Here is a 14,146-nt window from a genome sequence, read left to right as displayed (position 1 = left end):
ATTAAAATAAAACTAAATAGAAAAAGGGAAAAAATGAGAAATGAAGTAATTTATCAGATATTCCCTTTAACTTTTTCTGATGGTAAGAAAAAAGGTAAAGGAAATATCAAAGGTATAATAAATAAATTAGATTATTTAAAAAGTTTAGGCATAACTAGAATATGAATATCTCCCTTTACAAAATCACCTTTTAAAGATAGTGGTTATGATGTTTCAGATTATTGTGGAATAAATGAAGAATTTGGTACTATGGAAGAAGTGGAAATTCTTATATCTGAAGCAAAGAAAAGAGATTTAACAATTGTTTTAGATATAGTTTTCAATCATACTTCTGACCAACACGAATGATTTAAAAAAGCTTTAGCTGGTGATGAAAAATATATGAATTATTATATTTTTAAAGATCCAGTCGATGGTAAAGAGCCAACTAATTGAAAAAGTAAAATGGGTGGTTTAAGTTGAGAATTTGTACCTAATCTAAATAAATACTATTTACATTTATTTACAAAAGAACAACCAGATTTAAATTGAGAAAATCCAGAAGTTAGAAATGAACTAATTAATATATTAAAGTTTTGAAAAGATAAAGGTATTAGTGGTTTCAGACTTGATGTTTGTAATCTTTATAGCAAACCCACATTATTTGAAAATGATGAAATTGGGGATGGGCGAAGATTCTATACAGATGGAGTAAAAGTTGAAGAGTATTTTAACTTGATGCATAATGAAGTTTTTGGAACTGATAATGAAATATTTACAGTTGGTGAAGTTTCATCAACAACTAAAGAAAAATCAGCTAAATATGCTAAGGTAGAAAATAAAGAGCTTGATTCAGTTTTTACATTCTTACATCTAAAAGTTGATTATGAAAATAATGACAAATGAACAAATGTTAAACCTGATTTAAACTTGTTTTGAAAATTACAAAAAGAATGACAAGAATATTATCAATTAGAAAATTCTACTTTAGCTTTATTTATGAATAATCATGATCAACCAAGAGCTGTTTCAAGATTTGGAAATGTAGATAAATATTGATATGAAAGTGCAACTTCTATTTTTGCATTTACTTCATTAATGCGTGGAGTTCCATTCATTTATCAAGGCGAAGAAATTGGTATGACAAATTTAACTTTTAATAACCTTAATGAATTTAAAGATGTTGAATCAATTGGAAATGCTAATGATTTATTAAAAATAAAATCAGAAGAAGAAGTACTTGATATTTTAAGAATTAAATCAAGAGACAATGCAAGAAGTGTGATGCAATGAAATGATGAATTCAATGCTGGATTTTCAGAAAAAGAAAATATAGATTTATTTGTTAATAAAAATTACAAAACAATCAATGTTAAAAACCAATTAAATGATGATAAATCTGTTTTAAATTTTTACAAAAAAGTAATTAATTTAAGATTAAATGAAGAAGTATTTAATGATGGAACAATTAGCTTTTTTGAAAATCAGGATTATGCATATTGTAGAAAATTAAAAGATAAAGAAATAATTATATTAACAAACTGAACAACTGAAAATAAATTGATAAAATTAAAACTAGATAGCAATAATTGAAAAATAATTTTAAATAATTATGAAGATTTTAGTTTTGATTCTTTAAAACCTTATCAAGTAATAGCAATCGAAAGGAAATAAAAACAATGAGATATAATGATCGTGAAAAGGCAAGATTTTCGCTTAATTCAAGTATTGCAGTTTTCATTGTTTCAACTTTACTTTTTATAATTAGTTGTATTTATATTGGGGTTGTAAAACAGTTTCCTTTTTGATGAATATTACCTTGTATAGTTTTTATCCAAACTATAGTAAGTGCATTGTACTGCTGACAAGCTATATATAAGATTGATATATATGGAAGTTATTTAAATGAAAAATCAATGAAAACAATGTTTATTTTAATAATATTTGAGCTATTAACACTAAATATTTTTGCTTTCCTGTATGGAATTTACACATATAGAAAAATTTATTTAAGTACAAGACACATATTATAAAATTAGGAGAAATAAAATGATACTAAATATTGATTTAGGTGGAAATTCAGCTAAATGCGCACTTATTGAAAACTTCGAAATAAAAAGTAAGTTTTTTGTTGAAACACCAAAATTTGAAATAATTGAAAATTTAAAGAAAATGATAGATATTTATTTTAAAGAAAATGGCTATAAATGAGAAAATATTGAAGCAATATCTTTTTCTGTGCCTGGCGCATACGATAAAAAAACTGAAATTATTGTTTTTGCAGGTAATTTAAATTGATGAAATTATCCTCTTTTAAAAGAAGCAAGAAGAATATTCAATTTTGAAAAAATATTTATTTTAAATGATGCCAATGCTGCAACTTATGGTGAATGAAAAAAAGGTCAAGATGGTATACCAGAATCTATGATGCTGTTCACTTTAGGAACTGGAGTTGGTCATGGTTTAATTTTAAATAAACAAATTTGAGAAGGAACTAAAAAAGGATACGCAAGTGAAGGTGGCCATGGTGGTTGTTTCGCTGATGAAGAATTACTTTGCTCATGTGGTGTTTATGGTTGTTTAGAAGCAAAAAGTAGTGCTACAGGTATAGAGCGTGAACTTAATAAAACTGATAACAAGAATTACATTGAATCAAAATTTGGAAAAGAATTTAAGACAATAAAAATTATTGATATTGTTGAATTGTTTAATAACGAAGATCCTGTTATTATAAACATTTTCAAAGAGTGCTTAATGCCTTTATCTAAAGCTATTGGATATTTACAAACTGTTTTAGACGTTGATAAAGTAATAATTGGAGGTGGCCCTTCAAATTTAGGCGAAAGAATATCTGAAATAATTTTCGAAAATTTAAAAAAATATACTTTAAAATCATTTTATGAAGATATGGTTATAGAAATAGCTAAACTTGGTAATGACGCAGGAATTTGAGGAGCTTATTACTGAGCTGTAGAAAATATTAAATAATAAGAAGAAACATCAAACTAAAACTAAGGCTTGATGTTTTTTTTGATGTCTATAATAAATTCATATTTTATGGATTTTACTTTTTATGCTATAATCTATAAGAAATGAAAGAGGTGATTTTATGAGTATTCCATCCCAGGGTTTATTTAAAGGATTAAATTTTATTGAGAGTGCTTTTAAATCACTATTTTTTAATCGTTAAAATTTTAGTATTTAGGCATTCATAGAAAAGGATAATTTATGAAAAAACTAAAGAAATTAAACAATAATACAAAAATTGAATTAATCAATTATGTAGACTCTGATAATAATAAATTACTAAAACAATTTGAAGTAAATAGTTTTGGTTTAAACGATGAACAAGTTGAAGTAAATAGAGAAAAATTTGGTGGTAAAGAATTAAAACCAGCAAGATTTAATGTTTTTCTTGTATTTGTTAAATCATTTTTTTCACCATTTAATATTATTTTAATGGCGATCGATGCATTTAACTTTTATGAGTATGTTAGTGATCCAAATACATTTTCACTAGTGGCTGCTGTTATTGTGCTAATTATGATATTAGCTAGTGGAACAATGGCATTCATTCAAGAAATCAGATCTCATTTAGTTATTAAAAGAATGATAACTGAGAATAAAAAAACATCAAAAGTCATAAGAAATATTTCATACAACTATAAATCAGTAGATAACGCTAATTCAATTAGAATGATTAAAGAAGCTGAAGTTATTGAAAATGATGAGTTAGTTCCAGGAGATGTTATCTATTTAGTGAATGGAGATATTATTCCAGCTGATGTTAGAATTATTTGATCAAATAATTTATATGTTAACCAATCATCTTTAACTGGTGAAAGTTTCCCAGTACAAAAAAAAGATTCACATGATAAAGAATTCGAATCTCATTTAAGTTATGAAAACATTGGTTATATGGGAACAGAAGTTATGTCAGGTAGTGGATTAGCAATTGTAGTTGCTACAGGGCAAAAAACTTATTTCTCATTAATTGATAACAAAGTTAAAGAAAAAAGAAAAAGTTCTTCATTTGAAAAAGGAATTAAAAGAATTACATTATACCTAATTGCATTTATGATTGCTGTAATTCCTGTTGTTTTATTAATCTCAGGTTTACAACAAGGAGATTGAGTTAAGGGCGCAATGTTTACTATAGCTATTGCTGTAGGTATAACACCAGAAATGTTACCAATTATTGTAACTTCAAACTTAACAAGAGGTTACAAACAAATTGAAAAAAATGGTGAAATGATTGTTAAAAATTTAAATTCAGTACAAAACATAGGTGCTATTGATATTTTATGTACAGATAAAACAGGAACTATTACAAGTGGTGAAATTAGTTTAGATAAAGTAACTGGAGTTAATGGTGAAAAATCAGAATTCTTAGAAAATGTTTTATATCTAAATAGTTATTTCCAATCAGGATTCCAAAATCCTATTGATAGTGCTGTTTTGTCATCAAAAATTAAAAAACCTGATGTAGATGATTATACAAAAGAATGAGAAATACCTTTTGACTTTGAAAGAAAAATCTTATCTGTAATTTTAACTAGTAAAAAAGATAAAGAAATTTTTACAAAAGGTGCAGTAGAAGAAGTTTTAAAAGTATGTAATAGAATTTCTATTAATGGAAAAATAGAAAAATTAGACGCTAAGCTAAAGAAAATGATTTTGAAAAAAACTCATGAATTAAACATTGATGGTTACCGAGTAATTGGTATAGCTCATAATGTTTTACAAGATGAAGACGTTGAAGAAGAACTAATTTTTTATGGATTTGGTACTTTCTTTGATAAACCTAAAAAAACTTCAAAAAAATTAATTAAAAATTTAGCATCAAAAGGAATATCAACAAAAGTTCTTACTGGTGATAATGAAATTATTACAAGAGCAATCTGTAAAAATGTTGATTTTGAAATTACTAAACTATTTTCTGGTGCAGAAATTGAAGCTATGGATGATAGACAATTACACAAAGCTGTTGTTGAAGCTAATGTATTCGTAAAATTATCACCAATTCATAAATCAACAATTATTGCAGCATTACAAGCGCAAGGGCATGTAGTTGGTTTCATGGGAGATGGAATTAATGATGCTCCAGTTCTTAGAGAATCTGATGTAGCTATTTCATTTAGTGAAGCATCAAATATTGCTCAAGATGCAGCTGATATGATCTTAACAAGTGAATCATTAATGGCTATTGAAAATGCTGTTATTGAAGGACGTAAGAGTTTGGCTAATATGCTTAAATACATTAAAGTAACAGTTGCATCAAACTTTGGTAACGTTATATCTGTTATTGTTGCATTGTTCTTAACAAAAGAAGAGCCAATGTTAGCATTACATCTATTATTACAAAACTTATTATATGACTTTGTAATGTTTGCTTTAGTTTTTGATAATGTAGATGAAGAGTTTTTACAAAAACCTAGACCATTTACAACCAAAAATATAATATGGTTTGCAGTTATAAATGGACCTATAAGTTCTATATTTGATATTTCAACATTCTTAGTTTTAATATTCGGATACAAATTAGTGCCATTCCAAGGAAGTGTGCCTGAAGGAAGCACTAATGCAATGCAATTCCACGCTTCTTGATTTGTTGTTGGATTAATGACTCAAACAGCTGTAATGCAAGTGTATAGAACTGAAAAAACACCATTTATACAATCTAAATGTTCAATGTCAATGTTAATAGCAACTATTGTGATTTGTTTAGCTGCTATATTGATTCCATTTACACCAATTAATCAATTGGTTCAAATGTCAACACCACACTGATCATTTATATTTGTAGCATTGGGATTTGTTGGAACTTATATAGTTCTAGCACAATTAGTTAAAAAACTATACATCAAAAAATTTAAAGAATGATTATAAATACCTTTAATAGGTATTTTTTTATATAATCTAATAATGAAAGAGGTGATTTTAATGATTATCAAAAGCATTAATGAAACTAGAGAATTAGCCATTAAAATCGCTGATGAACTAAAAAGCGTTAAGGGTGAAGTTTATTTATTATTAACAGGTGATCTTGGTGCAGGTAAAACAACTTTAACAAAGCAATTAATTAAATCATTGGGAGTTGAAGAAAATGTAACATCCCCAACTTTTAATATTTTGAATCAATATGAAACTACAAATAACCTAGTCATAAATCATATGGATGCATATAGACTAGATGAACAATCAAATATTGAAATGTTCTTAGAAGAATTTGATAACAATATTAATATCATTGAATGATGAACAAATTTAAATTATGACTTTAATGAATTTAAAAATATAAAAATTGAAATATTAGCAATTGATGAAACTACTAGAGAAATTAAAATAGAAAGAAATTATTAGGATGAAATTATTTATAGATACATGTAATTGAAAATTAGTTTTAATACTAAAAAAAGATGATCAGATAATCGATAGTCTAATATTGTCTGACACTAAAAAGGTTAGTGATATAGCATTATCTACTATCACTAAGTTATTAAGTAAAAATAATTTAAAAATTAATGATATTCAAGAATTTTATTTAACTAATGGTCCTGGTAGTTATACTGGTGTTAGAGTTGGGCTAACAATTGTTAAAACTTTAAAAACTTTAAACAATAGAATTAAAGTCTATTTATTAAATTCATTAGCATTTCAAGCAGCAAATGATCAAGCTATTTCAATATTAGATGCTAGAGGAAGTAAATACTATATTGGAGTATATGAAAACCAAAAACCTTTAATAGAAGAAACAGTTGTTAACTTATCTGAATTAGATGATATTAAAAAAACTTATTCTAACTTTTTAATTAAAGAAGATAATAAGTCTTTAGATTATATTCAAACATTTAACTTATTAGAAAAAAACTTTAGATTGGTTGATGAAATTGAAGAAATTTTACCTTTATATATAAAAAATTTCATTTAGGAATTTAAATTTTAAAACAAATGTATTATAATATTTTTGCTTACTACATTTATAAGACCCCGGACAAGTCAAATAAGAGGAGAAAAAGCACATGAAACAAACAACATTAATTGCTGCAAAAGACATCAAAAAAAATTGATATATCGTTGATGCAGCAGGACAAAATGTGGGGAGATTATCTACAGAAGTAGCTAGAATCTTAAGAGGTAAACATAAAGTTGACTTCACACCTCACATGAACAATGGTGATCACGTTATCATCATTAACGCTGAGAAAGTATTATTTACTGGTAAAAAAGAATCAGATAAAACATACTACCACCACTCAATGCACCCAGGTGGACTAAGAAGAAGAACTGTAGCAGTTCAAAGAGAATTAGACGCAACTAAAATTTTAGAACGTTCAATTCGTTTGATGTTACCAAAAAATGTACAAGGAAGAAATCAATTTAGAGCATTACACGTATTTGTTGGTGAAAACCACCCTTACGCAGCTCAAAAACCAGAAGTTTTAACATTTGTAAAAAAAGGAGATAACAAATAATGGCAGAAAAAGTTATTTATAGAGGAACTGGAAGAAGAAAAACTTCTGTAGCTCAAGTTATCTTAACTCCTGGAAAAGGAAACATCATTGTTAATGGTGTTCCTGCATTAGAATTCTTCCCATATCCAACATTAGTTCAAGACTTAGAACAACCACTTGTAGCAACTGGAACAGAAAAAGATTTTGATATCACTGTTACAGTTAAAGGCGGAGGGTTTACTGGTCAAGCTGGAGCAACTCGTTTAGGGATTGCTAGAGCATTATTAGTAGCTAGTGAAGATTACCGTAAAGGGTTAAGAGCTGTTGGGTTACTAACACGTGATGCACGTATTAAAGAACGTAAAAAATACGGTCTTCGTGGAGCACGTAGAGCACCTCAATACTCAAAACGTTAATCATATATTTTCAGCAATATATATTTAAAAGATGGCAAATGCTGTCTTTTTTTATTATGAATATATTAAAATTATATAGAGATTTTAAAGGAGACAAATGAATCAAAGTTTTAGAATATACAAATTAGATACAAAAAAAATATGAGAAAATGAATTACAAAGACATAATGAAGAAATGAATCTATCAATCATTAAAGACTTAATTTTTCAATATATAATTGATAAAAATAGTTTGGTTGAAAATAATTTTTGAATATATAATGAAGAATCTGATGATGAAAATATTGCTGCTCTTGTCTACATAAAAGATGCGGAAATATCATGGATGAGTGGTTTATCTAATTTTTTTAAAGATCAACATTTTGATAATTTAGTTAACACATCTGTATCATTTATTTTCTTAATTGCATATGAAAATGAGCTTTATGCATCAACAGGTGGTCATGCAAGTAACTATATAAGTGAGTTCATTGTTAAAGATTTTGGAAAAGAAATTATAACAAGACTATATGATGGAACTGAACCTGTTTTACAAAAATTTGTTGAAAAACCGATAAGAGGAAAAAGAATACAATCTACAAACTATAATAGAAGTAATTCAACAATAACAAGTGAAATTCAATTTTCAAATAACATCAAAAATTTAGATTTGGAAACAACTTTCAATGTATCAAAAGAGTTAGGAATTATTGATGAGGGAACAAGCGAAGATGAATTTTCTAAAAACAAAATAAATGCAGCTGATTTTTTTGAAATAAAAAAATCAGTTTCGCCGCAAGAATTTAAAAAATATATTTCTAGTATTTCTAGTATTTCTAAAAAAGAACCTAAACTTTGATTATCATATTGGAAACCTGTAAGTGAATTTGCAGAAAATGGCTTAAATGAAAAATACTTTGATGAATTTTATGAAATTTTTGAAACAATTGATAAAAAAGAAATAACTATAACATGGTCTGATTATGCTGACTATTTTAATGCTGCTAAATGGATTATTGAATCTAGAGATGGTAAATTTAGAAAGGAATATGATGTAATTCCAACATTTGAAAATATTTACAGTGATTTTGTTAAATTTAATTTTGAAAAAGCACCTAATAGGGATGTTTCATTTTCAAAAAATAAAATTAGAAATTTTTTTATGAATTGAGAAATAACAATATTCGATGAGGAAAATAAGGAAATTAAAAAACAGAAATTGAAAAATATTATTGATTACATTTATATTACCCAAGAAGGAGAAATATATTTAAACGGTGGAAAGTGATATATTTTAGATCAAACCTATGATGAACATATAAAATTATCTTTTAAAAAATTGAATGAAAAAAGCAAAAAAGAATTAGAAGATGTTTATAAAGCAAAAAAATTGTTTAAAAACAAAAGTCATAGAATTAATGAAAAAAAATATAATGATTCTTTTTTATCAAAAAAAGATAACAAGGATATTATATTGGCTGATAGAATAACTATTAAAAATGTTGAAATATGTGATTTAATAGTTTTTGCAGATAATGATCAAACTTATCTGATTTGTAATAAAGCAAGTCCTACTGGAATTGGGTCTAGAGACTTATTTAATCAAATAGAAACATCAGCTAATTTAATTCATAGTGCGCAAAATGTTATTTATGACTATTATGATAAGCTTTTTGAAAAAAATAGGATACCGGAAAATATAAGCAAAGAAGATTTTTTTAAAAAAATTAGAAATGCAAAATATGTTGCTGCATTTGTTACTGCACCATTGAAATGAAATACTGAATCTTTTTATTCAAAATTTCTTTTTGTGGACACAGAAAATGTATTAAAAACTTATAACAAAGAATTATTTTTATATAGTCCAGCATATGAAGAAGAAATATAAATTTAATAAAAATATAAATTTAATGTTTTTCTATTGACTTAATATTGTAAAAATAATACAATATTTTTGTTTTCGGAATATAGCTCAGCTGGTTAGAGCACTCCGCTGATAACGGAGAGGTCGTTGGTTCAAGTCCAATTATTCCGACCATTAGATATCACAAGTAATAATCATTTGATTATTACTTTTTTTATTTTTTAAAAATAGTAAAATTAATAATAGTTTATATTTACAAGGAGTTTAAAATGGAATTTTCACATAAAGCGATTGAAAAGAAATGAAAAAAATATTGAGAAGAAAATAATACAAATAAAACAACTAATACATCTGATAAAAAATCTTATGTATTGGATATGTTCCCATACCCAAGTGGAGCAGGTATTCATGTTGGTCATGTTAAAGGTTATACTGCAACTGATGTTTTTTCTCGTTATAAAAGAATGAATGGATATGATGTTTTACACCCAATGGGTTGAGATGCATTTGGATTACCAGCAGAACAATATGCATTAAAAACAGGTAATGATCCAATTGATTTCACTTTAGAAAATATTAAAACATTTAAACGCCAATTAAAAATGATGGGATTTAGTTATGATTTTGATAAAGAAATATCAACAGCTAATCCAAACTATTACAAAATAACACAATGAATATTTAATCAACTGTATAAAAAAGGTTTAGCAGAAAACCGTGATGTTGAAGTTAACTGATGTCAAGAATTAGGAACTGTTTTAGCTAATGATGAAATTATTGAAAAAGATGGATTAATGGTTAGTGAACGTGGAGAGCATCCTGTAACTAAACGTAAAATGCGTCAATGAGTTTTAAAAATTACAGAATATGCTGATCGTTTATTAGAAGGATTAGATGAATTAGAATGAAATAGTTCAATCAAAGACTTACAAAGAAACTGAATTGGTAAATCAACTGGTGTTGAATTAGACTTTTTAGTTAACAATATTAAAGTTCCTGTATTCACTACTAGAATAGACACTATCTATGGAGTTAGTTATATTGTTTTAGCTCCAGAGCATGAACAAGTATTAAACATTACAACTCCAGAACAATTAAAAGAAGTACAAACTTATATCGAATTAGCAAAAAATAAATCAGAGATTGATCGTAAAGATGAATCAAAACCAAAAACTGGAGTTTTCACTGGAAGCTATGCAACTAATCCACATACTAATGAATTAGTTCAAGTTTGAGTTAGTGATTATGTATTAGCAAATTATGGAACTGGTGCTGTTATGGCAGTCCCTGCTCACGATAAAAGAGATTGAGAATTTGCAACTAAATTCAACTTAGAGAAAAAATTTGTTATTGAAAACAAAACTGATGAAAAAGCTTTTGTTGGAGAAGGTAAAATTATCAACTCAGATATTTTAAATGGGATGGATAAAAAACAAGCTATTCAAACAATGACAAAAATTGCTATTGAACAAGGTTGAGGAAGAGAACAAACAAACTATAAATTAAGAGATTGATTATTCTCACGTCAAAGATTTTATGGTGAACCTTTCCCAGTCTTATATGGACCAAATCAAGAAATAACATTAATTGAGGATTTACCAGTTGAATTACCAAGAATTAAAAATATTAAACCAAGTGGTACTGGAGAATCACCATTAGCCAATGTTGAAGAATGAGTTAATGTAGAAATTGATGGTGTTAAATATAGAAGAGAAACAAACACAATGCCTCAATCTGCAGGTTCAAGTTGATATTACTTAGCTTATATTTTAGCTGATGGAGAAAATGAATTTATTGACATTGATAGTGCAGAAGCTAAAAAACGTTTTGAAAAATGAATGCCAGTTGATTTATATGTTGGTGGACAAGAACATGCTGTTGGTCATTTACTATACGCAAGATTTTGAAACTATGTATTATATGATCTAGGAATTACTTCAGTTAAAGAACCGTTTAAACAATTATTTAATCAAGGAATGATTTTAGGACCAGATGGAAGAAAAATGTCTAAATCATGAGGAAATGTAATTAATCCTGATGACATTGTTTCAACACATGGTGCTGATAGTTTAAGATTATATGAAATGTTCATGGGACCATTAGATGCTTCATTACCATGAAGTGAAGATGGATTAGATTCTGCTTTAAAATGAATTCATAGAGCTTATAGAATGGTTATGACTACTGAATTAACTGATGTAAATGATACTAAACTAGACTTTGTTTATAATGATGTAGTTAAAAATGTAAGTGAAATGATTGAATCATTAAAATTTAATACAGCAATATCACAATTAATGATATTTGTTAACGCAGTTTATAAACATGAAGGACCAGTATATCGTCCTTACATTGAAGGATTTGTAAAAATGTTAAGTATTTATGCTCCATTCATTGGAGAAGAATTATGAGAAAAACTAGGACATGCTCCTTCAATTACAAAACAAGCTTGACCAGTTTTTGATCCAAGTAAATTAGTTTCAAACACAGTTGTTATTGCTCTACAAATTAATGGTAAATTAAGAGCTACTATTGAAGTAGAAAAAGGAACTATTAAAGATAAATTATTAGAATTAGCTAAGAAACAAGAGAGCATTATTAGCTATATTAAAGATAAAGAAATCATTAAAGAGATTGCTGTAGTTGACAGAATTGTTAACATAGTTATTAAATAAGGGTGCAAAAAAACAAAAAATCAGTATTGACACTGATTTTTTTTGTTATAATATTTTGGTTAAAAGAAAGGAATAGAGAAAATGAGAAAAACAGTTAGATTAGTTATTTTATTACTAGTTGTTGCAGTTATTTACTTTGGTTACTCAGCTTGAATTGATTCAGTTGCTATTTACAACATCGGTGCAGTTCAATTGGGATCAGGTACAAACTGAAACAAAACTTTAGATGATCTTATCATGGTTGCTGGTTTAAGTGAATCAAACGCATGAACTGCATTTTTTGAAAAATATACAGATTTAAATGCAGCAATGTTATTTAATGGTGGAACATTACCATCTGGAATAATTACTTCATCTGCATTATCATTAGGTGGATCAACAAATATTGCATTTATCAATGCATTAATTGAAGCAGCAAATGATAAAGCTGGAGCTGGTACATATGTTTTAAACGGATTTATGGCAGCAAACTCATTATTAAAAACATTATTGGATCCATTCAAAATGATTTTAGTTGGGGGAGTATTTGCAATGTTTGTACCATTAACAAAACAATTATTATTTGGAACAGTTATTGGAATGAAATCATACATGAAAAACCGTCAATCAAATGTTTTATACAACTACCAAAAAACAATTTCATTTACTGAAGGATTACAAGTTAAATTGGCAGAAGGAAACTTTGATGCAGTTAAAGCTGATTATGCAGCATATTCAGGATTGGCCTTCAAACCAGAATTCTTAAACATTATGATGGATGAAATTTGTTCAGTACTTATCAAAGAAGGAGACTTAACAGTTTTTGCTGAAGCAGCAAAAGTTGTTACAGAATCAATCAAAGAAATGTATGAAAAAGAAAGAAGACGTTCAATCAATGGTCGTGGAGATGAATTATTCTTCGACTTAAAACGTGGATATGAATACTGTGCAACAGGTTCAAAATACTCAATTGCTTATCACAAAGCATTACAAGATAAAGCGGATAACAATTTAGGATGAAAAATTTATAGTTTAGAAATCTTTAAATTTAACTTCTTCTTAGTTGCAATGTTTATCCCAGCAATTATTATTTCAGCATTTGTTGGTGGATTAATTAATGGATTAGTTTCTAATTTAACAGGTGATGTAAGAACATTAGCTGTAGCAGCTACATTCTTCGTTTCTTGAGTAATTTTAACTATTATTGCTCATTCATTAATGATCTTCAGAAATGAACAATACAAAAACATCAAAAATATTTTAGTTAAACCAGCTATTATTTTCTACTCATTATACGTATTAACTTTCATTACAATTTCAGCAGGAATTGTTGGTGTATCAAAAGTTAACATCGTTGCTCCGGGATCATCAGCTCAAATTTGAGTTTGATTCTCAGCAGTAGCTTACTTAGTATTATCAACAAGTTTAATATTCTATGTAATCGCTACATTAGTAGATAGCTTTAAACAACACAAAACATTATCTAAAAAATTATTAGTTGATGGAATCATTTTACCAATGATCGCATGAACTATTGCTACTGTTTCAAACTTTATGGCTTTATATGGACCAGATGGACATAGCTTACAAAGCATTTTCTCAGCAATTAATGGAGTTACTTTAGTTGGATTCTGAATTTACTTATCAATTTCAAGTTTCTTAATCAACAACTTAATTTCACCAAACATGGCTAGAGAATTACGTAAAGCAGTTGAAGCAGATGCATTAAAAAATGCAAAAGCAAAAAAATCTACAAAATCTACAAAAGCAGCTAAATAATTAGCTCTTTAATATTAATAA

11 protein-coding genes and 1 tRNA gene are annotated in these 14,146 nt (G+C 27.1%); all 12 read left to right on the top strand.

What is annotated here, in order from left to right; genetic code table 4:
• Positions 1–33 precede the first annotated feature (33 nt).
• The 12 genes from MFL_RS02650 to MFL_RS02595 all read left to right on the top strand — a co-directional run bounded on the left by MFL_RS02650 (position 34) and on the right by MFL_RS02595 (position 14,125).
• Positions 34–1,653 (top strand): alpha,alpha-phosphotrehalase, encoded by a 1,620-nt coding sequence (locus MFL_RS02650; protein WP_011183397.1) that lies wholly within the window; start codon positions 34–36, stop codon positions 1,651–1,653.
• A 5-nt stretch (positions 1,654–1,658) separates the two neighbouring features.
• Positions 1,659–2,012 (top strand): hypothetical protein, encoded by a 354-nt coding sequence (locus MFL_RS02645; protein ID WP_011183396.1) that lies wholly within the window; start codon positions 1,659–1,661, stop codon positions 2,010–2,012.
• Positions 2,013–2,028: 16 nt separating this feature from the next.
• Entirely contained in the window at positions 2,029–2,967 is a 939-nt protein-coding gene (locus tag MFL_RS02640; protein WP_011183395.1) for an ROK family protein, read from the top strand.
• Between the two features lie 240 nt (positions 2,968–3,207).
• Positions 3,208–5,868, top strand: coding sequence for a magnesium-translocating P-type ATPase (gene mgtA, locus MFL_RS02635; RefSeq protein ID WP_011183394.1), 2,661 nt, complete (start codon positions 3,208–3,210; stop codon positions 5,866–5,868).
• Positions 5,869–5,922: 54 nt separating this feature from the next.
• Entirely contained in the window at positions 5,923–6,342 is a 420-nt protein-coding gene (gene tsaE, locus MFL_RS02630; protein ID WP_011183393.1) for a tRNA (adenosine(37)-N6)-threonylcarbamoyltransferase complex ATPase subunit type 1 TsaE, read from the top strand.
• 1 nt (position 6,343) lies between these two features.
• Positions 6,344–6,910 (top strand): tRNA (adenosine(37)-N6)-threonylcarbamoyltransferase complex dimerization subunit type 1 TsaB, encoded by a 567-nt coding sequence (gene tsaB, locus MFL_RS02625; protein ID WP_011183392.1) that lies wholly within the window; start codon positions 6,344–6,346, stop codon positions 6,908–6,910.
• Positions 6,911–7,001: 91 nt separating this feature from the next.
• Complete coding sequence (gene rplM / locus MFL_RS02620) at positions 7,002–7,454, top strand: 50S ribosomal protein L13 (RefSeq protein WP_011183391.1); 453 nt, start codon at positions 7,002–7,004, stop codon at positions 7,452–7,454.
• Positions 7,454–7,849, top strand: a complete 396-nt coding sequence (rpsI, locus tag MFL_RS02615; RefSeq protein WP_011183390.1) for a 30S ribosomal protein S9 — start codon at positions 7,454–7,456, stop codon at positions 7,847–7,849. Before rplM ends, rpsI begins: the two co-directional genes overlap by 1 nt.
• A gap of 97 nt (positions 7,850–7,946) precedes the next feature.
• The gene (locus MFL_RS02610; RefSeq protein ID WP_011183389.1) at positions 7,947–9,716 is read left to right on the top strand and encodes a DUF6119 family protein; all 1,770 of its coding nucleotides are present in this window, start codon (positions 7,947–7,949) and stop codon (positions 9,714–9,716) included.
• A 73-nt stretch (positions 9,717–9,789) separates the two neighbouring features.
• Positions 9,790–9,866: transfer RNA gene (locus tag MFL_RS02605), tRNA-Ile, on the top strand.
• A gap of 95 nt (positions 9,867–9,961) precedes the next feature.
• Positions 9,962–12,367, top strand: a complete 2,406-nt coding sequence (gene leuS / locus MFL_RS02600) for a leucine--tRNA ligase (protein WP_011183388.1) — start codon at positions 9,962–9,964, stop codon at positions 12,365–12,367.
• A gap of 81 nt (positions 12,368–12,448) precedes the next feature.
• Positions 12,449–14,125: a hypothetical protein gene (locus MFL_RS02595; protein WP_011183387.1), complete on the top strand. Its 1,677-nt coding sequence runs from the start codon at positions 12,449–12,451 to the stop codon at positions 14,123–14,125.
• The last annotated feature ends 21 nt before the right edge of the window (positions 14,126–14,146 follow it).

Origin of the sequence: Mesoplasma florum L1 (assembly GCF_000008305.1) — a bacterium.
GTDB lineage: Bacteria > Bacillota_I > Bacilli_A > Mycoplasmatales > Mycoplasmataceae > Mesoplasma > Mesoplasma florum.
The sequence above is the reverse complement of the archived record's forward strand: the minus strand, read 5'-3'. Positions and strand labels throughout refer to the sequence as shown.